At 65.4% G+C, this 24,043-nt stretch carries 23 protein-coding genes and 1 tRNA gene; 12 read left to right on the top strand and 12 right to left on the bottom strand.

The genetic code is table 11. From position 1 onward, the window contains the following. Window positions 1–38: 38 nt before the first annotated feature. The 4 genes from FPZ54_RS16865 to FPZ54_RS16850 form a co-directional block, all read right to left on the bottom strand. Entirely contained in the window at window positions 39–992 is a 954-nt protein-coding gene (locus FPZ54_RS16865) for a FecR family protein (protein ID WP_145848983.1), read from the bottom strand. Then, window positions 992–1,495, bottom strand: a complete 504-nt coding sequence (locus tag FPZ54_RS16860; protein ID WP_186456810.1) for an RNA polymerase sigma factor — start codon at window positions 1,493–1,495, stop codon at window positions 992–994. The genes FPZ54_RS16865 and FPZ54_RS16860 overlap by 1 nt, the downstream gene beginning before the upstream one ends. 362 nt (window positions 1,496–1,857) lie before the next feature. Further along, a complete protein-coding gene (locus FPZ54_RS16855; RefSeq protein ID WP_145848981.1) occupies window positions 1,858–2,145 on the bottom strand; it encodes a hypothetical protein in 288 nt (95 codons plus the stop codon). A 366-nt stretch (window positions 2,146–2,511) separates the two neighbouring features. Then, window positions 2,512–2,587 (bottom strand) — tRNA-Thr (locus tag FPZ54_RS16850). Window positions 2,588–2,771: 184 nt separating this feature from the next. Here FPZ54_RS16850 and FPZ54_RS16845 point away from each other — a divergent pair. From FPZ54_RS16845 to FPZ54_RS16820, 6 genes are all read left to right on the top strand, one after another. Next, window positions 2,772–4,058: a PAS domain-containing protein gene (locus FPZ54_RS16845; protein WP_145848980.1), complete on the top strand. Its 1,287-nt coding sequence runs from the start codon at window positions 2,772–2,774 to the stop codon at window positions 4,056–4,058. 176 nt (window positions 4,059–4,234) lie between these two features. Then, the gene (locus FPZ54_RS16840; RefSeq protein ID WP_145848979.1) at window positions 4,235–8,878 is read left to right on the top strand and encodes an NAD-glutamate dehydrogenase; all 4,644 of its coding nucleotides are present in this window, start codon (window positions 4,235–4,237) and stop codon (window positions 8,876–8,878) included. Window positions 8,879–9,150: 272 nt separating this feature from the next. After that, window positions 9,151–9,798 carry a PepSY-associated TM helix domain-containing protein gene (locus FPZ54_RS16835; RefSeq protein WP_145848978.1) on the top strand — a complete coding sequence of 216 codons (648 nt, stop codon included), beginning with the start codon at window positions 9,151–9,153 and terminating at the stop codon, window positions 9,796–9,798. A 15-nt stretch (window positions 9,799–9,813) separates the two neighbouring features. Next, window positions 9,814–10,317 carry a DUF2271 domain-containing protein gene (locus FPZ54_RS16830; RefSeq protein WP_145848977.1) on the top strand — a complete coding sequence of 168 codons (504 nt, stop codon included), beginning with the start codon at window positions 9,814–9,816 and terminating at the stop codon, window positions 10,315–10,317. 17 nt (window positions 10,318–10,334) lie between these two features. Continuing rightward, window positions 10,335–11,165: a DUF4198 domain-containing protein gene (locus FPZ54_RS16825; protein WP_145848976.1), complete on the top strand. Its 831-nt coding sequence runs from the start codon at window positions 10,335–10,337 to the stop codon at window positions 11,163–11,165. 74 nt (window positions 11,166–11,239) lie between these two features. After that, window positions 11,240–12,139: an FAD:protein FMN transferase gene (locus FPZ54_RS16820; RefSeq protein ID WP_239019616.1), complete on the top strand. Its 900-nt coding sequence runs from the start codon at window positions 11,240–11,242 to the stop codon at window positions 12,137–12,139. Between the two features lie 136 nt (window positions 12,140–12,275). Here the strand turns inward: FPZ54_RS16820 and FPZ54_RS16815 are convergent, their stop codons facing one another. From FPZ54_RS16815 to FPZ54_RS16780, 8 genes are all read right to left on the bottom strand, one after another. After that, the gene (locus FPZ54_RS16815; RefSeq protein WP_145848975.1) at window positions 12,276–12,959 is read right to left on the bottom strand and encodes a Fe2+-dependent dioxygenase; all 684 of its coding nucleotides are present in this window, start codon (window positions 12,957–12,959) and stop codon (window positions 12,276–12,278) included. Window positions 12,960–13,040: 81 nt separating this feature from the next. Further along, entirely contained in the window at window positions 13,041–15,374 is a 2,334-nt protein-coding gene (locus FPZ54_RS16810; protein WP_145848974.1) for a TonB-dependent receptor, read from the bottom strand. 51 nt (window positions 15,375–15,425) lie between these two features. Beyond that, a complete protein-coding gene (locus FPZ54_RS16805; RefSeq protein WP_145848973.1) occupies window positions 15,426–15,704 on the bottom strand; it encodes a ribbon-helix-helix domain-containing protein in 279 nt (92 codons plus the stop codon). Further along, window positions 15,701–17,533: a cobaltochelatase subunit CobT gene (gene cobT, locus FPZ54_RS16800; RefSeq protein ID WP_145848972.1), complete on the bottom strand. Its 1,833-nt coding sequence runs from the start codon at window positions 17,531–17,533 to the stop codon at window positions 15,701–15,703. The genes FPZ54_RS16805 and cobT overlap by 4 nt, the downstream gene beginning before the upstream one ends. Next, window positions 17,533–17,919, bottom strand: a complete 387-nt coding sequence (locus FPZ54_RS16795; protein WP_145849979.1) for a type II toxin-antitoxin system VapC family toxin — start codon at window positions 17,917–17,919, stop codon at window positions 17,533–17,535. The genes cobT and FPZ54_RS16795 overlap by 1 nt, the downstream gene beginning before the upstream one ends. A 2-nt stretch (window positions 17,920–17,921) precedes the next feature. Further along, on the bottom strand, window positions 17,922–18,206 hold the full coding sequence (locus FPZ54_RS16790; protein ID WP_145848971.1) for a type II toxin-antitoxin system Phd/YefM family antitoxin: 285 nt from the start codon (window positions 18,204–18,206) through the stop codon (window positions 17,922–17,924). Window positions 18,207–18,255: 49 nt separating this feature from the next. Next, entirely contained in the window at window positions 18,256–19,260 is a 1,005-nt protein-coding gene (gene cobS, locus FPZ54_RS16785; protein ID WP_145848970.1) for a cobaltochelatase subunit CobS, read from the bottom strand. A gap of 100 nt (window positions 19,261–19,360) precedes the next feature. Beyond that, a complete protein-coding gene (locus FPZ54_RS16780) occupies window positions 19,361–20,062 on the bottom strand; it encodes a winged helix-turn-helix transcriptional regulator (RefSeq protein ID WP_145848969.1) in 702 nt (233 codons plus the stop codon). Window positions 20,063–20,152: 90 nt separating this feature from the next. On the opposite strand from FPZ54_RS16780, the gene FPZ54_RS16775 reads away from it, so the two are divergent. Genes FPZ54_RS16775 through FPZ54_RS16750 form a run of 6 tightly spaced genes read left to right on the top strand, consistent with a single transcriptional unit; the run spans window position 20,153 to window position 24,042 of the window. Further along, a complete protein-coding gene (locus FPZ54_RS16775; protein ID WP_186456809.1) occupies window positions 20,153–20,596 on the top strand; it encodes a VOC family protein in 444 nt (147 codons plus the stop codon). Window positions 20,597–20,617: 21 nt separating this feature from the next. Then, the gene (locus FPZ54_RS16770) at window positions 20,618–21,112 is read left to right on the top strand and encodes a VOC family protein (protein WP_239019615.1); all 495 of its coding nucleotides are present in this window, start codon (window positions 20,618–20,620) and stop codon (window positions 21,110–21,112) included. Between the two features lie 24 nt (window positions 21,113–21,136). Beyond that, the gene (locus FPZ54_RS16765; RefSeq protein ID WP_145848967.1) at window positions 21,137–21,787 is read left to right on the top strand and encodes a glutathione S-transferase family protein; all 651 of its coding nucleotides are present in this window, start codon (window positions 21,137–21,139) and stop codon (window positions 21,785–21,787) included. 24 nt (window positions 21,788–21,811) lie between these two features. Continuing rightward, a complete protein-coding gene (locus tag FPZ54_RS20415) occupies window positions 21,812–22,537 on the top strand; it encodes a DUF1428 domain-containing protein (RefSeq protein ID WP_145848966.1) in 726 nt (241 codons plus the stop codon). 57 nt (window positions 22,538–22,594) lie between these two features. Continuing rightward, window positions 22,595–23,386 carry a VOC family protein gene (locus FPZ54_RS16755; RefSeq protein WP_145848965.1) on the top strand — a complete coding sequence of 264 codons (792 nt, stop codon included), beginning with the start codon at window positions 22,595–22,597 and terminating at the stop codon, window positions 23,384–23,386. After that, a complete protein-coding gene (locus FPZ54_RS16750; RefSeq protein WP_145848964.1) occupies window positions 23,383–24,042 on the top strand; it encodes a glutathione S-transferase family protein in 660 nt (219 codons plus the stop codon). Before FPZ54_RS16755 ends, FPZ54_RS16750 begins: the two co-directional genes overlap by 4 nt. Window position 24,043 lies beyond the last annotated feature (1 nt).

Raw genomic sequence — 24,043 nt, 5'->3', positions numbered from 1 at the left:
GATGACTTTGCCATTGCGGCCGCGTTACAATCCCACCTCTATCGTGACAGCACCAGGCCGCGCGCGTCGCGGCGCAGGTTAAGGTCGTGGATCGCCGCCACCGCCGCCAGCGCATCCTCCGGGTCGGACAGGCGGAACCGGCCCGTCACCTGCAACTCGCCCAGCATCGGGTCGGCCAGCCGGATCGGCGTCGCCGCGCCGCGGTTGAGATGGGCGATCAACTGACGAATCGGCGTATTGTTCGCGTCGAACCAGCCATCGGCCCAATCAGGGCGCGATCCGGTGATTCCGTCGATCGTCGTCGCATTGCCGCCGCGCAGCGCAATCCCCGATCCGGCGGAGAGCCGCCACTGCCGCCCTGCCCCCGCTGCGACGCTCACGCTGCCGCGATAGACACGAACCACCGCCTCGCCCTCCATCCGATCGATGTCGAACGCGGTGCCGAGCACGCGGACCCGCGCCTGCCCGCCGTCGACCGCAAAGCCGCGCATCCGTTCATGCGCAACGTCAAAAAAGGCCTGGCCGCGCTCCAAGGTCACATCACGCGACCAAGGGGTCATCCGCACCGCGATCCGCGCACCGGGGGCAAGGTTCACCCGCGATCCGTCGGCGAGCGCCACCACCCGCATCGCCCCCGGCGGCGCGCCATGACGCACCGGATCGCGGAGCAGCGGCGGCGCGACGATCAACAGCAGCATCGCCGCCGCCATCGCCGGGACCAGCAGCGCCGCGCTCCGCCATAGCCGGTGCGGGGCACCCCGCGGTCCAAGAGCGGTGGCGGCTGAGTCGGGCACATCATTTGCCGCCAACGCCTGGCGCAACCCGTCCGACTGCCAGAGCTGGACCATGCGCGCATAGCTGTCGACATGGCGCGGATCGTCGAGGATCCAGCGGTCGAACGCGGCCGCGGTTGCGCTGTCCTGCACCGGCAGCGCCATACGCTGAACCCATTGCGCCGCCGCTTCGTCGATTGCGCGCAAATCCGCGGCCATCACGCCATATCCTCGATCGCGACCCCGGCACGGGCCATCGCCCGGCGCAGATCGGCAAGGCCACGGGTGATATGCTTTTCAACCGCCTCGGGCGTCAAGGACAGCGCCTCGGCAATGTCGCGGCACGCCTGTTGATGCAAGCGGCGGCGCACCAGCACCTCACGGCGCAGCGGCGGCATCGATCGTAAACAGCGTTGGAACACCATCACTGCCGAGCGCGAATCGAGGACGCGATCGGGCGATGGCGCATCGCTTTGCCACTCGGTATCGAGGTCGCTATCGAAGCGGCGTTCGCGGCGATAGGTATCGACGAGCAGATTGTCGGCGATGCGGAAGGCGAGCGCCATGATGCTGCCGATCTGCTCGGTCTCGGCGACCTGCATCAGCCGCGTGAGCACTTCCTGGGCAATATCCTCCGCAATGTCGGCGCGCCCGGCGCGATGCTGGGCATAGCGCACCACGGCGCGCCGGATCGCAATCCAGTCGCGGGCATCGTCATCCACCACAGAATTTGTTCGTGCCACGCGGCGGCCGGTAACCGCGCCGTGTGACAATTCGGGGAAGCCGGGCGGGGTCCAATTCTCGGGCGATAAGTTCGATGGAAACGCGGCGTGACGGTCCGGCTGAATTGGCCAGAATTGATCGGGAAATCATTGATTTTGAACGCGAATTGACCGAGTGGGATACGGCTGCACCGTCATGGCAGCCGTTGGGCCTGTATGACATTGGAGAGGATGTGCCTGTTGCATTTCCAAACCTGTGGCAATCCATACGGAGGAGAGATGGCCATACGGAGGAGAGATGGATGTGACACGGTATCATTGCCCAATCCGGCATGTCCCGGGGAGATTCACCGCTTTGGTATTCATGTCGCGAGCAACGAATGCGCGTTGGTGATGATCGCGGCATGCGAGGTCCACCCTAACACATATGCGGTATACAAGCCCGCAAGCGAACCTTTGCCATAGTCGAACCGCTCGCCGTTGAGCTTCCTGCCCAGATTGAGCTGGATATTTTCGGACTTGGCTGAGCAGGTTGGTGCGGTCGGCGAAGAGGCCGACGACGAAGGGCTCGGGCATGATTCGGTAGACAACTGGTCCAGCTCGGCCCCGGTGAGATTGAGGACATTGCCCTCTGTGAGGGGCTCTCCCATCGCATCGGCTCCCCGGCTAGCCGGCCAAGACCGGCAGCGGTGCAATCACACCATCACGCGTGACGAAAATCGCGTTCCCCGCCTCAACCTCTTCGATCATCGCTTCATAAAGCCGCAGGGCATTTCGCATGACTTAAGCTGATCGGCGCTTATGCCGAGCTACACCATAAACTGGGCGCCGGACCCGACGCACTTCTGATATTCGAGGTGCCCGAGGCATATGCGGCATCCGAAATGGTGATCGCTCCCATTGCAACGGCGCTATGCAGAGCAATCCTGAGCCGATTTTATCGCGCTGCTGGTGTGAATATGGTGGGGCGTTGTCCGCGACCCTGCCGTCTTACGCCGATAAGTCTTTGAAAGTAATGGTGCCGCTTACAGGACTCGAACCTGTGACCCCCGCATTACGAATGCGATGCTCTACCAACTGAGCTAAAGCGGCCCGACCGGCGCGTGCCGCCGGGGAAGGTGGCGGCGCTTACCAGCGTTGTTCATGACTGACAAGCATTGCCGAAGCGTTGACGTCCGACGTTTTGCCGATCCTGCGCCTTTACGCGGTGTTTACCACATGGGGGGCACAGTCGCTTCGAACGATCGAGGGCCGTCGCCCTCTGTGGAGCATGCGCATGGACACCGGCCGCGGATTCGATGACCGTCCCGACACCGATCATGACGATAGCGGCGTGAGCGATTCGGGTGCCAGCGAGACTCGCCTGAATATCGGCAGCGATGAGCGCCGGATGCATGTGCGCGCCTATAATCACTGGGTTTCGCTGCTGCATGGCCGCGCCTATCCGTCGATCGAGGACCTGAACCCGGGCAAGATCGCCGATTTCGGGCCGCACAGCGTGCTGCTCGATTTCAGCAAGGGCGTCGAGAACCCGGAGATTCGCTACCTTGGCGCTTCACTGCGCGAGGAATGCGGCGTCACCGCCGACATCACCCATGTCGCGGAGGTCCCGTCCCGCTCGCTGCTCTCGCGCCTGACCGACCATTATCTTCAGATCATCGCGAATCGTGCGCCGATCGGCTTCGAGGCCGAATTTGTCGGTCAGCGCGGCCACAATACGCTCTATCGCGGCATCCTGATGCCCTTCTCGTCCGACGAGGACACGATCGACTTCATCTATGGCGTCATCAACTGGAAGGAAATGGTCGACGCCGAGACCCAGGCACGGCTGGAGCGCGAGGTGGAAGCCGCGCGCCGAACCGCGCCCGCGCCGGTGACCGCCGCGCCCGTTTGGGCGGACGGGCCGAGCGCAGGCTTTGGCGACGGCGAAGAACCGGCAGTGCCGCAGGACGATGTCGCGGTGTCGGCCCCCGAATCGCTCGCCGACCGGCTGATGCTGGCACGCGAGAGCGCCGCCGCCGCGCGCGCCGCCGATACCCGCAGCCGCTCGTCGCTCTATCGCGCCTTGTCGCGCGCCTATGATTTCGCCCGCGCCTCCGAAAGCGATGCCGAAGCCTATGCGGGCCTGCTCGCCGAGGCCGGGATTGCCGTCCAGGCACGCGCGCCGATGACCGGCGCGGTCAAGCTGGTCTTTGGCGCGGACTACGACAAGACCCGCCTTACCGAATTCGCCGCGGTGATGAGCCATGCGCGCCGCCACGATGTGGCCGAAGGCGGGCTCGACGATTTCATCGCGACGGCTGAAGGCGGCATCAAGGGGATCGTCAAGGCCGAACGCGCGCTGCGCCGCAAGCCTGCCGAGGCCGCACCCGACCTGTTCGAGCAGGTACGCGCCGAACTACGCGCGCGACCCGCGCTCGCCCATGTCTCGATGGCGGCGGGCGCGGACGAATTCGTGCTGCTGCTCGCCCGTGCGGGCACCGATGGACAGCTCGATATCGTCGCACGGATCGAGGACGACGCGGCGTTCGCGCAGCGCGCACTGCGCAAGGCGGCGGCATGACGCGCTGATCCCGCCACCCACTTTCTCCCAAGCTGCGCGCGAGCACGGTCGAAACAGCCGGTTCGCGCGCATTTTTTTGTTACCGTCCCCACGATCGGGGTAATTTAGTCTCAATTGTTACTGTGCGGTGCAGCAAGCCTTGAGCCGCGCGTGAAGCGGGCGCATAGCGCGCCTCCATGAGCAAGACGCCGATCAAGTCGCTCGCCGAGGCCCTCAATGCGCGCCTCACCGATGGAGCCCTGCCCGGAGAGCTGGAGGGTCTCGCCGACGACGCCCGTGCCGCCGCCGCGCGGTTCGTGGCGGAGGCGGCCGCGACGCGCGCGCCGGGCCAGCCGGGGATTGCACTTGAGACGGGGCTGGGCGGCGACAGCCGGGCGATGCGGCTTGCCGTCGTCAATGACGACATGCCCTTTCTGGTCGATTCGATCGCCGCGACGATTGCCGCGCACGACATCGCCATCCGCCGCATCATCCACCCCGTGGTCACGGTCGAGCGCGCGGGCGATGGCACGCTGGCCGGGATCGGCGCCGGCCGCGACGGCGGCGGCGCGCGCGAATCGATGGTCTATATCGAGATGGAGCGCGCCGACGCGCGCGACCGCACCGGGCTGGTCCGCGATCTCGAACGCAATCTTGGCCATGTCCGTGCCGCCGTCACCGACTGGTCCGAATTGCGCCGGGCAATGAGCGAGGATGCCAACCGCGTCGCCGATGCCGATGGCGCGGCGCTGCTGCGCTGGTTCCAGGGTGGCAGCATGACGTTGGTCGGGCATGAGAATTGGCATCGCGACGGGACGGTGACCGACGCGGCCGGGATCTGCCGGATGGAGCTGGAAACCCCGCTTCTTGCCGATGCCTCGCGCGTGCTCGCGCTCGACTGGTTCGAAAAGGGCGGCCAGCCGCCGCTGCTGCTCAAGTCCAACCTGATCTCGACCGTCCACCGTCGCGCGCCGCTCGATCTGGTTATCGTACCGCTGCGCGCCAAGGGAGAGGATGGGAGCTCGAAGGTCACCGGCCTGTCGATCCATGCCGGGCTGTGGACCAGCGCCGCGCTGCACTCCACGCCGGACGAAGTACCGATCCTGCGCACGCGGATCGCGGCGCTGGAGAGCAAGTTCGGATTCGACCCGCGCGGCCATACCGGCAAGGCGCTCGCCCATGCGCTGGCCGGGCTGCCCCATGACCTCACCACCGCCTTCCCCGGTGAGGCGCTTGAGGCGATCGCGCTCACCGCCATGTCGGTGACCGATCGTCCGCGGCCCAAGCTGGTGCTGATCCGAAGCCAGCTCGGGCGCCATCTGTTCGCGTTCGTCTGGCTGCCGCGCGACGAGGTATCGACCGGGCGCCGTGTCGCAATCGGGGAGATGCTGGAGCGTTCGGCCAACGCCTCGCTGCTCAGCTGGTCGATCGCACTCGACGACGGGCCGGTGGCGTTGCTGCGCTACACGCTCGACCTGCGTGGCGAAGGGCGGATGCCCGATGCCGCCGCGCTCGATATCGAGCTGGAGCGGATGGTGCGGGGCTGGCTCCCTGCGGTGGAACACGCGCTGGTTGAGGACGGCGCCACCCCGTCGCGCGCGGCGCGGCTGGCGCTGCGTTATGCCCCCTGTTTTCCGTTCGGATATCGCAACGGCAATCCGCCGGAAGAAGCTGCACGCGACATTGTCCGCATCGCGGGCCTTGCTGATGCGGGGTCGCGATCGGTGCGCATCTATACCCAGGACGAGAAGCTGCGGATCAAGCTCTATCGTCTCGGCGGGCCGTTGCCCTTGTCCGATGCGGTGCCGGTGTTCGAGAATTTCGGATTCCGCGTGATCGAGGAAGTGCCGACCGCGCTTGCGGGCGATGCCGACGCCTATATCCATGATTTCGAAGTCGAACTGGCCACCGGCGGGACGCTGAAGGGCACGACCGCGATCGTCGAGGACGCCATTGCCGCGGTGCTGGAGATGCGCGCGGAAAACGACGCGTTCAACCGGCTGATCGTCGAGGCGGGCCTCGCCCCCGCCTCGGTCGTGCTGCTGCGCGCCTGGTTCCGCTATCTGCGCCAGACCGGCCTCAGCTATGGGCTGGTCACGGTGGTCGAGGCGCTGCGCCGCGCCCCCGCCGTCGCCGCCGCGCTGGTAGATCGCTTCGCCGCCGCGCACGATCCGGCGCGCATCAAGCAAAGCGAAACTGCCATCGCCGAAGCCGACGCCGCCATCGCCGCCGGGCTCGACGCGGTTGGCGCGATCGACGATGATCGCATCCTGCGCGCACTTGCGGGTGTGGTCCGCGCGACGCTGCGCACCAACGCCTATGCCCCCGCCGCCGCCGAAGCGCTGGCGTTCAAGCTCGACAGCGCGGCGGTGCCGAACCTGCCCAAGCCGCTGCCCTGGCGCGAAATCTGGGTCTATAGCCCGCGCGTCGAGGGCATCCATCTGCGCGCCGGCCCGGTCGCGCGCGGCGGCCTGCGCTGGTCCGACCGACGCGACGATTTCCGCACCGAGATTCTGGGCCTGATGAAGGCACAGCGAGTGAAGAACGCGGTGATCGTGCCGACCGGGGCAAAGGGCGGCTTCTACCCCAAACAGCTCCCCTCCCCCCTGGTTGATCGCGATGCGTGGTTCGAGGAGGGCAAGGAAAGCTATCGCATCTTCATCCGCACCCTGTTGTCGATCACCGACAATATCGTGGCTGGCAAGGTGGTGCATCCCGAGGGGGTCGTCATCCAAGACGGCGAAGACCCCTATTTCGTCGTCGCGGCGGACAAGGGCACCGCGACGTTCAGCGACGTCGCGAATGCGATCGCGATCGATCGCGGCTTCTGGCTGGGCGACGCCTTCGCCAGCGGCGGATCGGTCGGCTATGATCACAAGGCGATGGGCATCACCGCCCGGGGCGCCTGGATCAGCGTCCAGCGCCACTTCCTGGAAATGGGAACCGACGTTCAGACCGACCCGATTCGCGTCGCGGGCTGCGGCGACATGTCGGGCGACGTGTTCGGCAACGGCATGTTGCTATCCAAGGCGATCAAGCTGGTCGCCGCGTTCGACCATCGCCACATCTTCCTCGACCCCGATCCCGATCCGGCGGCGAGCTGGGAAGAGCGCAATCGCATGTTCGCGCTGCCGCGGTCGAGCTGGGCCGATTACGATCCGAAATTGATCTCGAAGGGCGGAGGCGTGTTCGCCCGGTCCGAGAAGACGATCAAGCTGTCGCAACAGGTCCGCGCGGCGCTGGGCATCGAGTCCGAGGAGATGGAGCCGGGTGCGCTCATTTCCGCGATCCTGAAAGCGCCGGTCGACCTGATCTGGTTCGGCGGCATCGGCACCTATGTAAAGGCCGCAGCCGAAGCACATGTCGAGGTGGGGGATCCCGCCAACGACCGACTGCGCGTCAACGCCGAGGATCTGCGCGCCCGCGCGATCGGCGAGGGCGCCAATCTGGGCGTGACGCAGGCGGCGCGCATCGCCTTTTCGATGCGGGGCGGACGGATCAACACCGATTTCATCGACAATTCGGCGGGCGTCGATTGCTCGGACAATGAGGTCAACATCAAGATCGCGCTCAACCGCGAGGTGATCGAAGGGCGGCTGAAGATCGAGGCGCGCAACACCTTGCTCGCCGCGATGACCGACGATGTCGCGCAGCTGGTTCTGGAAGATAACCGTCTCCAGACGCTCGCTTTGTCCTTCCTCGAAAATGACGGCCCGGTCGCGGTGCCAAGCTTCGTGCGGCTGACCGAGATTCTCGAAGCGTCAGGACGGCTCGACCGCGCGGTCGAGGGACTGGCGACCAATGAGGAATATCTGCGCCGCGCGCAGGACGGCCAGGGGCTGACCCGCCCCGAACTGGCCGTGCTTCTCGCCACGTCGAAGCTCGCGCTTCAGGACGCGATCGAGCATGGCGGGCTGGGGCTCGACCCCGAGCTCGAATCCGACCTGATCGCGGCCTTCCCGCCCGCGATGCGCAAGAAATTCCGCACTGCGATCGAGGAGCATCGGTTGCGCGGCGAGATCGTCGCGACCAAGCTGGCGAACCGCATCGTCAATCGCCTCGGCGTGCTCCACCCGTTCGAGCTGGCGGAGGAGGAAGGCGCATCGCTGCGCGACATCGCGATGATGTTCGTGGTGTGCGAACGGCTGTTCGGCCTGCCCGCCATCTGGGAGGCGATCGAGACCGCGCCGATGAGCGAGGCGGCGCGCATCGCCCTCATCGACGAGGTCGCGGTGGCGACGCGCTCGCAGATCGCCGATCTGCTGCGTGTCTGCCGCCCGGGCGAGGATATCGCCGCGGTGCTCGCGCGTCTGAAGCCCGGCATCGACAGCCTCGATCGCCAGGCGAAGAAACTGCTCAAGGAAGAGGCGCTCGCGCAATCGGGCCGCATCGCCGCCAAGCTGGAAGCCGCGGGCGCACCCGCGCCGCTGGTCGCCAAGATCGTCCGCATCTACGAGTTGGACGGCGCGGTGGGCCTTGCCGACCTTGGCCAGCGGCGCGGAATCGGCGAGACCGAGCTGACCGACGCCTTTACCCATCTGGGACAGGCGTTGGGCCTCGACTGGGCACAAGCCAACGCGGCGCGCATCGTCGCGGGTGATCCGTGGGAACGGCTGCTGATCGCGGGCCTGGCGCGCGATTTCCAGCAATTGCGGCTGGAGTTCCTCGCCCGCGGTACCAGCAAAGACCCGCGCGCCGAGGTCGATGCCTGGCTGGCCGAACATGCGGCCCGCGTCGCCCAGTTCGCAGCGGTAGTCGAACGCGCGAAGAAAGCGCCGACAGCGAACGCGGCGATGCTCGCGCAGATTGCCGGGCAGGCACGGGTGTTACTGGGACGGTAACAACTCATTCCTCCCCTGAGCTTGTCTCAGGGGAGGGGGACCGCCGCGAAGCGGTGGTGGAGGGGCGGCTGCGCAGACAGCCGTGACCAGCTCGGCAAAATTCCGCCGTCTAACGACGGCGGCCCCTCCGACAGCACTTCGTGCTGCCACCTCCCCTGCGGGGCAGGGGAGGAATTTCAATCGCATCGACCGCGAATCCACCCCCTGCATTGTAATTGCGAATCACTCTCGCTAATGCTGCGAACGAATCGCAACAGGCTAATTCCATCCCGATGCACGGCACCACCACGACCGCGCGCGCCAAGCGCAGCCGCAAAGCCTTTTGGCTGAAGCAGTTGCACACCTGGCACTGGATCAGCTCGGCGATCAGCCTGGTCGGGCTGTTGCTGTTCGCGGTTACCGGATTCACGCTCAACCACGCTGCCGATATCGAAGGGTCGCCGCAGACGGTGGAGCGCACGGGCCAGCTGCCTGCCCCGCTGCTCGCCGCGATCCGCCCCGACGACGCGCCGGATGCGAAGAAGCCGTTGCCGCCGGAAGTTGCCGATTGGGTCGAGGGCAATCTGGACGTCCCCCGCGCACGCGCCGATGCCGAATGGTCCGCCGACGAAATCTACCTCGCGCTTCCGCGGCCCGGTGGCGACGGCTGGGTCGCGATCGACCGGGCGAGCGGCGCGATCACGACCGAGAGCACCAGTCGCGGCTGGATCGCCTGGCTGAACGACCTCCACAAGGGCCGCAACAGCGGCATCGTGTGGAAATGGTTCATCGACATCTTCGTGCTCGCCTGCATCGTCTTTTCGCTGACCGGCCTCGTGCTGCTCCAGATGCACGCGAAGAACCGCCCGAGCACGTGGCCGCTGGTCGGCGCAGGCCTCGTCATCCCCGCCATCCTCGCGATCTTTTTCATCCATATCTGAAAGGAGCCGCATCTCATGCAGTTTCGCGTTACCGGATTGACCGCCACCGCGCTTGGCGCGGGCCTGTTTGCGCCCGGAATGGCTGCGGCGCAGACGCTCGACGTCTCGATCACCATCCCGCGCCTGACGGTGGCCGAATATCACCGGCCCTATGTCGCGGTCTGGGTCGAGAAGGAGGGTGGTCCTGCAAAGACGCTCGCCGTCTGGTACGATGTCGATCTCAAGAACAATGAGGGCACCAAATGGCTGCGCGACATCCGCCAATGGTGGCGCGCGTCGGGCCGCACGATGCGCTTCCCCGCCGCCGGGGTCACCGGCGCGACCAAGGCGCCTGGCACACATAAGCTGAGCTTCAGGCCGCAACTGGCGCCCGGCAACTATACCCTGGTGGTGGAGGCCGCGCGCGAAGTCGGCGGTCGCGAGCTGGTCCGCCTGCCCTTCTCGCTGCCCAAGGGCGGCACCGTCCGTGCCTCGGGCAAGTCCGAACTTGGAGCGGTAACGCTCACCGTCAAGCGCTGAACCAGGGGACCAAAGTCATGAAGCTCCGTACCATATTGATCGCCACAGCCGTCGCTGCGGTCGCCATTCCCGCCAGTGTCCAGGCACATCGCCAGTGGATGCTCCCGTCGATGACCGTCATCTCGGGCGAGGGCGACGATGTCTGGATCACGGTTGACGCCGCCGTGTCCAACGACCTGTTCTATTTCGAGCATCAACCGATGCGTGCCGATATCAGTGTGATGCTGCCCGACGGCACGTCGGGCGAGGTGAAGAACAAGGCGCAGGGTCGCTATCGCACCACCTTCGACGTGCAGATTCAGAAACGCGGCACCTACAAGATTTTCTACGCCAGCGAGGGCGTGATGGGGACGTACAAGCTGAACGGCGAGGAAAAGCGCCTGCCCCGCGGCACCACCGCCGCCACGCTCGCCAGCGCCATCCCGGCGGGCGCCACCGATGTCCGCACGACCACCAGCAGCAACCGCAACGAAATTTTCGTGACCGCGGGCGAACCGACCACCACGGTGTTCAGGCCGACCGGCAAGGGGATCGAACTGGTCCCGGTAACTCACCCCAACGACCTGATTGTCGGTGAAGACGCGACCTTCCAGTTCCTGCTCGACGGCAAGCCCGCGAGCGGCCTGACGGTGACCGTCATTCCGGGCGGCATCCGCTATCGCGACCAGCTGAACCAGCAGGATTTGACGACGGACGCCGACGGCAAGGTCATGGTGAAATGGGGCGAGCCGGGCATGTACTGGATCAACGTCACCACCCCGCGCGCCGCGCGTGAAGAGGGCGCCCCGCCCGCCCCCGGCGGTCGCCGTGCGAGCTATGTCACGACGCTGGAGGTCATGGCGCCCTGACGCCCGAACCCCGCATCGCCATTCCGCAATCGCTGTCGCCCGCCGCCTTTCACCGGCGACGGGCGACAGCGCGCGTGGAGCGGTTCGGCGGGGAGACGATGGGGACGCGCTGGTCGGCGCAGATCGTCGCCCCGCCGCCCGGCGTTGGGGCAGCGATCCGAGGCGTGCTGGCCACCGTCGTCGCGCAGATGAGCCATTGGGAGCCAGCCTCGCAGCTCAGCCGGATCAACGCCGCCGCACCGGGCGCGTGGCACGGCATCGCGCCGGAATTCGTGGCGGTCATGGGCGTTGCGCTGGAGGTCGCGGCGCGCTCGGGCGGTGCGTTCGACCCGGCAATGGGCGCGCTGGTCGATCTGTGGGGCTTTGGCCCGCCGGGTCCGCGCCCCGATGCACCACAGCCCGCCGCGATCGACGCTGCGCGCGCGGCGATCGGATTGGGCGCAATCGAACTCGATGCCGCCCTGCTCCGACTGCGCCGCATCCGACCGGCGCAGCTCGACCTGTCGGGGGTCGCCAAAGGCTATGCGGTCGATGCGGTCGCGGCCAAGTTGCGGGCGCTCGGCTGCGCCGATTTCCTCGTCGAGATCGGCGGCGAGCTGGTCGGTGCGGGCATCCGGCCCGATGGCCAGCCCTGGTGGGTCGATGTCGAGGCACCGCCGGGCATGGCGCTGCCGCCGCTGCGGATCGCGCTGCACGGGATCGCGGTGGCGACGTCGGGGGATTATCGCCGGAATTCGGCTGCGGGCAACCACAGCATCGACCCACGCACCGGCCACCCGATCGCGCATGGCACGGCGAGTGTCACCGTGATCCACGCCGATTGCTGTCACGCCGATGCCTGGGCGAGTGCCCTGACGGTGCTGGAGTCCGAGGCGGCGATGGCGCTGGCGAAGCGCGAGGGGCTGGCGGTGCAGTTGGTGGTGCGGGGTCGGGGTGAGTGGCTGTCGGGCGCGTTGCGGGCGATGCTGGAGTAGCGCGATGCCCGTCATCCGTTTGTGCTGAGCTTGTCGAAGCACCCATCCCGCGCTCAGTCACGGCAGACTGCCGCCCTTCGACAAGCTCAGGGCAAACGGCTGCTGGGACAATTCACTGAACGCTCGATGCCTTGGCTCAGGCGTCCGCCCAGCGGCGCAACAAATTGTGATACACCCCGGTCAGTTCGATCACGCTGCGGTCGGTGCCGCCGAGCTGGGCGGTCAGGCGCTGGACGCTCTGGTCGAGGTCGAACAGGATGCGCCGCGCACCATCGTCGCGGACCATCGACTGGATCCAGAAGAAGGAGGCGACACGGCGACCGCGCGTCACGGGCAACACCTTGTGAAGGCTGGAAGACGGATAGAGCACGCCATGTCCGGCGGGAAGCTTCACGGTCTGCACCCCGAACTGGTCCTCGATCACCAGCTCGCCGCCGTCATACGCGGCAGGGTCTTCGAGGAAGACGGTCATCGACAGGTCGCTGCGGATGCGGAAGTCCGAGCCGCGCTGGATGCGGATCGCATTGTCGACATGGATGTCGAAGGTCTGGCCGACGCCATAGCGGTTGAACAGCGGGGGGAAGACCTTGAGCGGCAGCGCGGCCGCGAAGAACAGCGGTGACTTTCCGAGCGCGTCGAGCACCATGCGCCCGGCCTGATGCGCCGCCTCGCTCGCCTCGGGTAACTGTTCGTTGCGCTTGGCCAGCGCCGACTGATGGCCGGAGGTGGCGTTGCCGTCCTGCCAGGGGGCATCGTCAATGATCCGCCGCAAGGATGCGATGCCAAGACGGTCGAGCAGGTCGGGGATTGCGATCAGCATGATGCCGCCTTCATGGCAGGGGGTCGGAGCGGATGGAAGGCCGGGGACAGTCGGCCCCCACCCGCTCCTCCCCCTTTGGCCCTAGAAGCGATAACCCAGCGTCAGCACTGCCGAGCGGCTTTCGCCTGCGGTTGCCCAGCCAACACTGGAACCGGCATTGTTGCGGATTCGCGTGAAATAATCCGCGTCGGTCGCGTTCTTGATGTTGAGCTGTGCCGAGAAATTCTCGGTAAAGTCATAGGCCAAGAACGCGTTGTGCACCCAATAGTCCTGAACGCGATAGATCTCGTTGTTGGTCGCGGTCGGCAGGTTCAGTGCGAAATCGCCCTGAAAAGTGACGCCGTACCCCACGCGCAGCCCGAACGGCAGTGTGTAGGTCGTGAACAGGCTGCCCGAATGGGTCGGCGTGTTCTGAAGATCGGCACCCACTGCCGGGTCAGCGACGCCGTCGGCGACGCTCTGCAGGATCTCGCTGTCGAGATAGGTGTAGTTGGCGGTGATCGACCAGGCGTCGCTGATCTGTCCCACCGCACCCAATGCGATGCCGTTGACGCGCGAACGGCCGTCGAGCTGCTGTTCGGGGATCAGCGGGTCGGCGGAGGCGACCTTATACTGGTCGCGCTCGTTGCGGAACGCGGCGAAAGTCAGCAGCAGATCGCCACCCATCAGTTCGGCCTTGGCCCCGATCTCGTAGTTGAGCGCACTTTCCGGCTTTACGTTGCATGTCGCCGCAGTGCAGGAGCCGTTGACCGAGGTTTTGGACGGAGTCTTGGAGTTTCCATAGGCCGCGTAGAGGCTGACCTCCGGCACCGGCTTGAAGACAAGGCCGACGCGATAGCTAAACAGATCGTCGCTATTCTCGAAGCGCTCGCCCGGTGTCACCTGGCCCAGATTGGCGCCGCTCGAAGCAACCGTATCGGCGCGATACCAGCCGCTGTTATGCTCGTACCGCACCCCGCCATTCAGCTCCAGCTGGTCGGAAAAGGCGATCGTGTCGAACAGATAGACGGCGAAGTTTTCGAGTTCGCCATTCTGGCGCGCGGTCGGGATGAAGTTGATCGGGCCGGTATAGACGTTGCTGCCATAGGTGAAGCCTGCGGGACCCACGACGACCTCGTTCGGATTGGCGATGTTGATGAGCGGATAGCTGGAATTGGGATTGCTGCCGTCGGCATTGCGCTGTGAATTGCCGCTTTCGAGGAAATATTTCTCCCACGCCGCGGAAAAGCCGAGCACCAGCGTATGGGCCACCCCGCCCGTGCCGAATTCGGCCTTCAGATCGGTCTGGGTATAGCCGAGCTGGTTGCGCGAACTGCGCGTCGTGCCGCGCGGGCCGGAGGGGAGGTAATAGCCCGCCGGGACGGTTGCCGGACAGGGCGCGCCGGTCGCGAGCAGGCCGGTCGAGAGGCAGAAGCTGCCCTGCGGCGGATTGACGCGCGCGAACTGGCGGACATCCTGCCACCGGGTCAGGTTGCGGATGCTGATGCTGTCGCTGAATTCATGGTCGAAGATCGCGGTCGCCTGATCGACATTGATCCGCTGCGTATCGACATTGCGGTAGCCGAAATAGTCGCTCTTATCGACTTCATGGATCAACCCGCCCGACCCCACATAATAGGGGACGCCATATTGCGGGATATTGGTATCTTCCTGATGCAGATATTGCAGCGTCAGGCTGGTCGGCCCGCCAATGCCCAGCGTCACCGAGGGCGCGACGCCCCAGCGCTCGTAATTCTCCACATCGCGACCGGGAATGTCGTTCTTGTGTACCATCGCGTTGAGGCGGAAGGCGATGAACTCGCTGGCGCGGATATTGGCATCCACCGTGCCGCGATAATAATCGTCGGTGCCGATCCCGGCATTGGCGACGATCTGCGTGCGCTCAAGCGGACGCTTGGTGACGATATTGATCGAACCGCCGACCGACCCGGCGCCCGAATAGACCGAGTTGGCGCCATTCACGACCTCGATCTGTTCGAGGTTGAAGCTGTCGGTGCGGGTATATTGCGCGCTGTCGCGCACCCCATCAACGGTGATGTCGGTATTCGCCGAATAGCCGCGTAGCGTGATGGAATCGCCATAGCCGCCGCCGCCCTCGCCTGCGCCAAAGGTGATTCCGGGCACGGTGGTCAGCACGTCGCGCAGGGTGAGGAGATTCTGTTCCTCGATCGTCTTGGCGGTCAGGATCGTCACGGTCTGCGGCGTGTCGCGGACCGGGCGCGTCGCCTTGGGACTTTCCTGCTCCGACTTTACTTCCTTGCCGGTGACGACGACGTCGGCGCGCTGGTCCTGTTCGTCCACCGGATCGGCGGCCGCGTCAGTTGCATAGGCCGGAGCAGACGCGACGAAGCCGATTGCAGCGAGCGCGAGGAAGGCAGGCGCGGCGCTGCGGCCGTCCGACGAAATACGAGTCATGGAAACCCCCGTTGTTGTTCGGAGGCCAGCTATTGCGACTCGTTCTCACTGTCAACGTAAATGCGAGTCATTTTCATTTTGTTGCGTGTGCGTGGCTTCGTCGAGGAGCCAGCTACGTAGCGCGCTGGCAAGGTTTGGCGGCGCGTCGGCCTGAATGCGCAGATGGTCGATCTGCGCGACGAGCGCATTGAGCGGCATCGCGCGCGCGCGCGCCGCTGCCTCCAGCGCGCGCCAGAATGGTGGTTCCAGACTGATGGAGGTGGCATGTGCGGCAATCGTGATGCTGCGCTTGACCGGCGGATGGAATCCGCCCGGGGGCGGCGCGATCACGGCTCCAGATCGAACAGCGCGGCAAGCTGTTCGATCATCGTCCCGGCAAGCTGGTCGACATCCATGATCGTCACCGCACGGCTGTAATAGCGCGTGACGTCATGGCCGATGCCGATCGCGACGAGGCCGACCGGCGAGCGGCTTTCGATCCATCCGATCACTTGGCGCAGATGCCGCTCCAGATAGGAGCCGCTGTTGACGCTCAGCGTCGAATCGTCGACCGGCGCGCCGTCGCTGATGACCATCAGGATCTTGCGATCCTCCGGCCGCGCGATCAGGCGGCTGTGCGCCCAAAGCAGCGCCTCGCCGTCGATATTTTCCTTGAGCAGCCCCTCGCGCATCATCAGGCCAAGGGACTTCTTGGCACGCCGCCACGGCTCGTCGGCCTGTTTATAGACGATGTGCCGCACGTCGTTGAGGCGCCCGGGCTGGGGCGGGCGGCCCTCGCCCAGCCATTTCTCGCGGCTCTGGCCGCCCTTCCACGCGCGTGTCGTGAAGCCGAGGATCTCGGTCTTCACCCCAACGCGCTCCAGCGTGCGGGCGAGGATGTCGGCGCTGATCGCCGCGATGCTGATCGGCCGCCCGCGCATCGATCCACTATTGTCGATCAGCAGCGTGACGACCGTGTCCTTGAACTCGGTGTCCTTCTCGACCTTGTACGACAGCGACTGCATTGGATTGACCACCACGCGCGCCAGTCGAGCGGCGTCGAGCAGCCCTTCGTCCTGGTCGAAATCCCAGCTGCGATTCTGCTGCGCCATCAACCGCCGCTGGAGCCGGTTGGCGAGCTTGGTCACCACGCCCTGAAGGTTCGACAATTGCGTATCGAGATAGGCGCGCAGCCGTACCAGCTCCTCATCGTCGCACAGGTCGGTGGCGGCGACGATCTCATCATATTGCGTCGTATAGGCGGCATATTCGAATTGGGGTGGCAGATCGGACCAGGGGCGATTGGGGCGGACGGGCATCATGCCCTCCTCCCCCGCATCGCCGGGCTCACCCTCGCCGTCCTCGAACTCGCCCTCCTGCTGTTCGGAGTCTTCGCCCTCTTCGGTCTCGCCCTCGCGCTGTTCGCCGCGCGCGTCGATCTCGCCCTCGCCGGTCTCGCCCGGCTCGTCGCCCGCGTCGGCCTCGTCCTCGTCGGGCGAGTCCGTCCCTTCGTCCTCGCCACCGCTGTCATCCGACTCATCGGGGGCCAGATCGCCCTCGGTCAGTTCGAGATCCTGGAGCAGATTGCCGACCAGCTGCGCAAACGTCGCCTGATCGTCGATCGCCAGCGCCAGCGCGTCGAGATCGGCGCCGCCCTTGTCCTCGATCCAGTCGCGCACCAGCGCCAGACCAAGCGCGGAGGCGGCAGGCGCCTCGCGCCCGGTCAGCCGCTCGCGCACCAGCAGCTGCACCGCAGTGGACAGCGGAACCTCGTCGCGCGTACGGGCGCGGCTGATCGGGTCCGACCGCATCTTCATCTCAAGCGCATGGTCGAGATTGTCGGCGATTCCCGCATAGCCGCGCGATCCCAGCGCCTCGACACGGGCGGTCTCAACCGCGTCGAATACGGCGCGTGCGACCGGCTCCTTGGGCGCGGCCTTGAGATGCGTGGCGGCGTCGTGCAGCCGCAGCCGCAGCGCGAAGCCATCGGCAAAGCCGCGCGCTTCGGCCACCTGCTCGGGCGGCAGGTTGCGGCCGGGCATCGGAACCTTGAGATGCCGCCCCGACTGCGCGGGCGCATCCGCGCTGAAAGCGAGTTCCAGCTCCGGCTCGTTGCTGAGCGCCCGCGCTGTCCCGGCAAGAACGGACTTGAACTGGTCGAGGGGTGAGTCGGTCGGCATTACCAGAGAGTCTCACAACCGAACGCGGCGATTGCACGATCACATGTGACGACGGTCAGATGTTCAAGCAGCGCCTGAGCCGCGATCAACCGATCGAACGGGTCCTTGTGAATCCCGGGCAGTGAGCCTCCATGCACGCCGTGCCTTGCCGTGACATCAAGATGGCTGAACCCGTCGCGCACGACATCCTCGACAAAAGCGCCGATGCTGCCAGCGAATTCGGGAAGTTGGTTCTTTCGCACCTTGGTTGCGATCTCCCAGCCGGTCGCGGCACTCACGAAAACTGCATTCGCCGGATCGGACATAGCGGATCGTGCTGCATCGGGAAGCCGGGGGCCGTCATTCCACCACCACAACAATGCATGTGTATCGAGCAGAAGACGCATCGTCATTCTGGTGGAAAAAGGCTGGCGTTCTCGATCTCGTCGAGTTCTTCCTCGGTAAAGCAAGGAGCGAGCACTGCGTCGGGATCGATATCCCTCAACAAATGCTTGAAGCGACCAGGCTGGCGGCGGGGCAAGGGAGTCGGCTCGAATGCGACCAGCTTCGCATAGGGCTTGCCCGCCTTGGACAGGATGATCTCCTCGCCCGCATGTGCGCGGTCGATCAGCTTCGAGAGCTGCGTTTTGGCATCATGGACGTTGAACGTCTTTTGCGGATCAGCTTCGGCCATTACGCCCTCCTGACGGACTTAGCTAAGTTAGCTTAGCCCACCCCTGTCTTCAAGCCTTCCCCACCACGCTCTCGGGCAGGTCCTTGCCGAACACACGCTGGTAGTACTCCGCCACCAGCGGCCGCTCCGCCTCGTCGCACTTGTTGAGAAACGACAGACGGAAGGCAAAGCCGACATCCTTGAAGATGTCCGCATTCTGCGCCCAGGTGATGACGGTACGCGGACTCATCACCGTCGAGATGTCGCCATTGATGAAGCCACGGCGCGTGAGTTCCGCGACACGGACCATATTCTCCACCAGTTCCTTGCCGCCCGGCTTGTCGTAATCGCCGCTCTTGGCGAGCACGATCTGCGCCTCGGTCGCGGCGGGGAGATAGTTGAGCGTGACGACGATGTTCCAGCGGTCCATCTGACCCTGGTTGATCTGCTGCGTGCCATGATACAGCCCGCTGGTGTCGCCCAGGCCCACGGTGTTGGCGGTCGCGAACAGGCGGAACCAGGGGTTGGGGCGGATCACGCGGTTCTGGTCGAGCAGCGTCAGCTTGCCCTCGGTCTCCAGCACGCGCTGGATCACGAACATCACGTCGGGGCGGCCCGCGTCATATTCGTCGAAGACCAATGCAGTCGGCGTCTGCAAGGCCCAGGGCAACAGGCCCTCGCGGAATTCGGTCACCTGCTGCCCGTCCTTGAGCACGATCGCGTCGCGACCGATCAGGTCGATACGGCTGATATGCGCGTCGAGGTTGATGCGGATGCACGGCCAGTTGAGCCGCGCCGCCACCTGTTCGATGTGCGACGACTTGCCGGTGCCGTGATAGCCCTGAATCATCACGCGGCGGTTGTGCGCAAAGCCCGCCAGCACCGCGAGCGTCGTATCGGGATCGAACACATAAGCGGGATCGAGATCGGGGACGCGCTCGTCCGCAATGCTGAATGCGGGGCATTCCATGTCGATGTCGATGCCGAACGTCTCGCGCACGTTCACCGTCTTGTCCGGTGCGTCGAGGATCGTCGTTTCCCGGCTGTCGGGCATGGTGTTCGGGAGAGTGGTCATCGCAATGCCTTCAAGAGTCGAAGGCGTCCCTAAACTCTCGCGGGTCCCCAAGTCGAGACGCTTGTGCGCCGCCGCATCCAGTCGGGGGTGGAATCGGCCATCATGACTCTCCGATCGCGAGCTTCTTCGGCAGCGCAAACAGATCGACGAACTGCCGTGCCAGATCGCGATTCCCCATCAGCCGCAGCGTGCCCGCCGCTTCGGCGCCCTCGAACGGGCGCTTGCCATAGACCAGTCCGACAAAGGTCGTCGGATCGGTGTCGAAGGTCACGTCCGCCCCGTCGGTCTCGCCGCGCTCGATCGCCAACTCGTGCCGGTCCAGCCGCCCGACAAAAGCGGCGCCGGGAAAACGAAACGCCACCGTCATCCGCATATCGGGCCGATCGGGCGCGATCATCGTCCTCAGCGAGAGCATCGCGGATACCGGCGAAAGCGGCAGGGTGGGATCGTGCAAGGGCGAGCGCGTCGCCCAGCGTCCCATGGTCTGGAACACCGGTTCGATCTCATAGCCCCATTGTGTGAGTTCATAGACCTGGACATTGGCGGGCGGCGGCAGCTTGTGGCGGGTCAGGATGCCCGACCGCTCGAGGCTTTCAAGTCGCTGGGTCAGAACATTGGCGCTGATACCGACCAGATCCGCCTTCAATTCGCCAAAGCGCCGCGCGCCCAGCATCAATTCACGAATGATGAGCAGCGACCAGCGTTCGCCCACAAATTCCAGCGCCAGCGCGGTGCCGCACGCATCGTCATACCAGCGTTTTTGCCTCGTTTCGTCGATTTTGGTTATTTTTTGTGACTCCATGGTTGCTTTAAATAACTTAGGCGGGCATCAACATCAAGCAAGCGATTCGGAACCGCAGCGTTTCGCGGAACGCCCCCCAGGAGAAGCGTGATGGCCAAGATGATTTTCGTAAACCTGCCGGTGGCGGATGTCGCCAGGTCGACCGCCTTCTACGAAGCGATCGGCTTCACCAAAGACCCGCGCTTCAGCAACGAGATGGCAAGCGCGATGCAATGGTCCGAGACGATCGTCCTCATGATCCTCCGCCATGACTTCTACAAAACCTTCATCCCGGACAAGTCGATCGCCGACGCCAGGGCGACGAACGAAGTGCTGATCGCGCTATCGTTCGAGAGCCGCGACGCGGTGGATGCGATCGTCGACAAGGCTGTCGCTGCGGGCGGCACGGGCGACATCCGCGCGCCGCAGGATCTGGGCTTCATGTACGGGCGCACCTTCCAGGACCCCGACGGCCATGTCTTCGAACCCCATCATATGGACCTGGAGGCGGCAATGGCGGCCTTTCCCGACGGCCCGGCGCACGAACCCGCCTGAATTCACCCAAGGAGAGACCTCGTGACCAGGATCACCACCTGCATCTGGAGCAACTATACCGCCGAGGAACAGGCGGTCTTCTACACATCGCTGATCCCCGACAGCCGCATCGTCCGGATCGAACGGACCCCGATCGACACGCCGAGCCAGAAGGCGGGCGATGTGATCATCGCCGAGATCGAACTGGCGGGGCACCGCTATCTGCTGCTCAATGGCGGGCCGATGTTCCAGCATAGCGAGGCAATGAGCTTCATCATCCACACCCCCGACCAGGCCGAGACCGACCGGCTCTGGGCCGCGATCACCGCCGATGGCGGCGCGGAGAGCCAGTGCGGCTGGTGCAAGGACAAATGGGGTGTCAGCTGGCAGATCACTCCCGACCGGCTGATGGAGCTGGTCTGGGACAATCCCGACAAGGCCGCGGCGCAGCGCGCGATGCGGGCAATGATGACGATGCGCAAGATCGACATCGCCAGGATCGAATCCGCCGCTGCGGGGGAACCGGTTTCGGCCTGACCCGAATTAACGAGGAGAGCAATCATGTCCGTCGAGATTACCGGGTTCGACTGGGTGCCCGATTTCGCCAAGGGGTTCGTCCGCGACCTGCGACCGCGCTGGGCGTGCGAAGAGATCGGCCTGACCTACGACATGCGGCTGATGGACCCGCGCAACCGGCCCGCGGCCTATTTCAGCGAACAGCCCTGGGGACAGGTCCCCGCGCTGGTGGATGGGGAGGTCAGCCTGTTCGAGAGCGGCGCGATCCTGCTCCATCTGGGCGAACGCGACGAACGGCTGCTGCCGCGCAGCCCACAGGCGCGCGCCGATGCGATCAGCTGGCTGTTTGCTGCCTATAACAGCGTCGAGCCGCTGATGTTCGAGTTGAGCAATGTCGAGATCTTTGCGGCGGGCGAGCAATGGGCGGAACTGCGCAAGCCGTCGTTGATCGCCGCGACCGGGCAGAAGCTCGACCGGCTCGCTGCGGCGATGGACGGGCGCGACTGGCTGGCTGGACAGTTCAGCATCGCCGATATCGCGATGGCGACCGTGCTGCGCCAGGCGGAGGGCAGCGGACTGCTCGACGACCGACCGGTCCTTCTCGCCTATCTCGAGCGCGCCATCGCCCGCCCCGCATTCCGGGCCGCACTGTCGGCGCAGCTTGCCGATTTCAAACCCGAACCCGTCGCCGCCTGAGCGACACGAAGGAGGAGAAGCGCCATGATCTATGTCGAAGGATTCCTGACCCCCGTCCCGACCGCCAACAAAGCGGAATATACGAAGCATGCCCATGGTGCGATCGACCTGTTCAAGGGGCTTGGCGCGACCCGCTTCGTCGAAGCCTGGGGCGACGATGTACCGGACGGCAAGATCAACGATCTCAAGAAATCGGTGAACCTGAAGGATGACGAGACGGTGTTGTTCAGCTGGCTCGAATATCCGGACAAGGCGACGCGCGACGCGGCCAACGAAAAGATGATGAGCGACCCGAACGCCGCCGAAGCCATGAAGGACATGCCGTTCGACGGCAGCCGCATGATCTTCGCCGGGTTCGAGGCGATCGTCGATACCGGACCCGCCACCGCCGCGCCGGGCTATGTCGACGGCTATGTTCTTCCGGTCCCGACCGCCAAGCGGGAGGCGTATCACGAGCTGGCAGCCAGGATGGCGCCGATCTTTCAGGAGCACGGCGCACTGCGCGTGGTCGAGGCGTGGGCCGGCGACACCGCGGATGGCAAGGTCACCGACTATAATCGCGCCACGCACAAACAGGCCGAAGAAAGCGTCGTCTATGCCTGGATCGAATGGCCCGACAAAGCGGCGCGCGACGCTGCGTGGGCCAAGATCATGGCGGACGAGAGCAACCGTGAGCCCGAGCCGCCCTTTGACGGCAAGCGCATGATGTGGGGCGGGTTCGAGCCGATCCTGGATACGGCGAAGGACTGAACTGACGCAGTGAGCCCCTCCCCTTCAGGGGAGGGGCTTAGAAATCGGAGACACGACATGACCAACCCGCATGGCAGCTGGATCTGGTACGAGCTGATGACCCCCGACGCGCAGGCGTCGCGGTCCTTTTACGAAGCCGTGGTCGGATGGCGCATCGATGCGGAGTCGATGATGCCCGGCGATACCGAATATCGCATTCTCCACGCGCCCGATGGCGACACTGGCGGGATGCTGACGCTCGACGCGGCGATGCTCGCGGGCGGGGCGAAGGCCGGCTGGCTCGGCTATGTCGGGGTCGAGGATGTCGACGCGACGGTCGAGCAGCTCAAGTCCGCGGGCGGATCGGTACATGTTCCGCCGACCGACATTCCCGATGTCGGTCGCTTTGCGATGGTCGCCGATCCGCAGGGCGTCGTCTTCTATGTGATGCGCGGGTTCAGCCCGGAGAGCAGCACCGCTTTTGCGCGGACGGGCGAGGGGCATGTCAGCTGGAACGAGCTGCAGACCAGCGACGCCGAGGCGGGCTTCGCCTTCTATTCCGGCCTGTTCGGCTGGGAGCGCGCCGGTAGTATGCCGATGCCCTGGGGCGAATACAGCTTCCTGCGCGGCAAGGACGCAGGCGATTCGATGGAGGTCGTCTGGGGCGCGATGATGCCGCGGGAGAAGCCCGAGCATCCGGTCGGCTGGACCTTCTATTTCCGGGTGTCGGATATCGAGACCGCCCACGCGAAGGTAAAGGAACTGGGCGGCACGCCGCTGAGCGATCCGATGGAGGTGCCCGGCGGCGAACGGGTGTTCCACGCCACCGATCCGCAGGGGGCTACCTTTGGCCTCGTGGCGCCCAAATGAGCCTGCCTGACCTCTACGCCCACCCCTTCTCTTCCTATTGCTGGAAGGCGCTGATCGCATTTTACGAACATGATCTGCCCTTCACGCTCAAGATGGTGTCGCCCGACGAACCGGAGAACAGCGCGCGCTGGGCCGAGCTGTGGCCGTTCAAGCGCTTCCCGCTGCTGGTCGATGGCGATCTGGTGCTGGGTGAATCGAGCATCATTGCCGAGCATGTCGACCGCCGGTCGGGCGCACCCCGCCTGGTTCCCGCCGATCCGGACGCCGCGCTTCAGGTGCGGATGCTCGACCGCCTGTTCGACCAGCAGGTGATGGACCCCGCCGCGCGGCTGGTGTTCAACGCGATCCGGCCAGAGGACAAGCGCGACCCGCTGGCGGACGAACAGGTCGCGGCGCAACTCGCCACCAGCTATGCGTGGTTCGACGCACATCTCTCCGGGCGGACCTGGGCAGCGACCGACAGCTTCACGCTCGCCGATCTCTCCGCAGCGCCCGCTTTGTTCTACGCCGACTGGATCATCCCGATCCCCGAAGCGCACGCCAATTTGCGCGCCTATCGCGCCCGGCTGCTCACGCGTCCTTCGGTCGCGCGCGCAGTCGAGGGCGCACGGCCCTATCGCCACTTCTTCCCGCTCGGCGCGCCCGACCGCGACTAAA

Source organism: Sphingomonas suaedae, assembly GCF_007833215.1.
Lineage (GTDB): Bacteria > Pseudomonadota > Alphaproteobacteria > Sphingomonadales > Sphingomonadaceae > Sphingomonas > Sphingomonas suaedae.
Note: the sequence above shows the minus strand (reverse complement) of the source record. Positions and strands in the feature narration are given on the sequence as shown.

What these genes read in the sequence shown, in the direction of transcription:
- FPZ54_RS16825 (WP_145848976.1), top strand. Translation starts at nt 10,335, where the DNA reads ATGAAGCTCCGTACCATATTGATCGCCACAGCCGTCGCTGCGGTCGCC.
- FPZ54_RS16830 (WP_145848977.1), top strand. Translation starts at nt 9,814, where the DNA reads ATGCAGTTTCGCGTTACCGGATTGACCGCCACCGCGCTTGGCGCGGGC.
- FPZ54_RS16775 (WP_186456809.1), top strand. Translation starts at nt 20,153, where the DNA reads ATGGCCAAGATGATTTTCGTAAACCTGCCGGTGGCGGATGTCGCCAGG.
- FPZ54_RS16845 (WP_145848980.1), top strand. Translation starts at nt 2,772, where the DNA reads ATGGACACCGGCCGCGGATTCGATGACCGTCCCGACACCGATCATGAC.
- FPZ54_RS16840 (WP_145848979.1), top strand. Translation starts at nt 4,235, where the DNA reads ATGAGCAAGACGCCGATCAAGTCGCTCGCCGAGGCCCTCAATGCGCGC.
- cobS (WP_145848970.1), bottom strand. Translation starts at nt 19,260, where the DNA reads ATGACCACTCTCCCGAACACCATGCCCGACAGCCGGGAAACGACGATC.
- FPZ54_RS20415 (WP_145848966.1), top strand. Translation starts at nt 21,812, where the DNA reads ATGATCTATGTCGAAGGATTCCTGACCCCCGTCCCGACCGCCAACAAA.
- FPZ54_RS16790 (WP_145848971.1), bottom strand. Translation starts at nt 18,206, where the DNA reads ATGGCCGAAGCTGATCCGCAAAAGACGTTCAACGTCCATGATGCCAAA.
- FPZ54_RS16750 (WP_145848964.1), top strand. Translation starts at nt 23,383, where the DNA reads ATGAGCCTGCCTGACCTCTACGCCCACCCCTTCTCTTCCTATTGCTGG.
- FPZ54_RS16865 (WP_145848983.1), bottom strand. Translation starts at nt 992, where the DNA reads ATGGCCGCGGATTTGCGCGCAATCGACGAAGCGGCGGCGCAATGGGTT.
- FPZ54_RS16755 (WP_145848965.1), top strand. Translation starts at nt 22,595, where the DNA reads ATGACCAACCCGCATGGCAGCTGGATCTGGTACGAGCTGATGACCCCC.
- FPZ54_RS16835 (WP_145848978.1), top strand. Translation starts at nt 9,151, where the DNA reads ATGCACGGCACCACCACGACCGCGCGCGCCAAGCGCAGCCGCAAAGCC.
- FPZ54_RS16815 (WP_145848975.1), bottom strand. Translation starts at nt 12,959, where the DNA reads ATGCTGATCGCAATCCCCGACCTGCTCGACCGTCTTGGCATCGCATCC.
- FPZ54_RS16765 (WP_145848967.1), top strand. Translation starts at nt 21,137, where the DNA reads ATGTCCGTCGAGATTACCGGGTTCGACTGGGTGCCCGATTTCGCCAAG.
- FPZ54_RS16810 (WP_145848974.1), bottom strand. Translation starts at nt 15,374, where the DNA reads ATGACTCGTATTTCGTCGGACGGCCGCAGCGCCGCGCCTGCCTTCCTC.
- FPZ54_RS16855 (WP_145848981.1), bottom strand. Translation starts at nt 2,145, where the DNA reads ATGGGAGAGCCCCTCACAGAGGGCAATGTCCTCAATCTCACCGGGGCC.
- FPZ54_RS16780 (WP_145848969.1), bottom strand. Translation starts at nt 20,062, where the DNA reads ATGGAGTCACAAAAAATAACCAAAATCGACGAAACGAGGCAAAAACGC.
- FPZ54_RS16795 (WP_145849979.1), bottom strand. Translation starts at nt 17,919, where the DNA reads ATGCGTCTTCTGCTCGATACACATGCATTGTTGTGGTGGTGGAATGAC.
- cobT (WP_145848972.1), bottom strand. Translation starts at nt 17,533, where the DNA reads ATGCCGACCGACTCACCCCTCGACCAGTTCAAGTCCGTTCTTGCCGGG.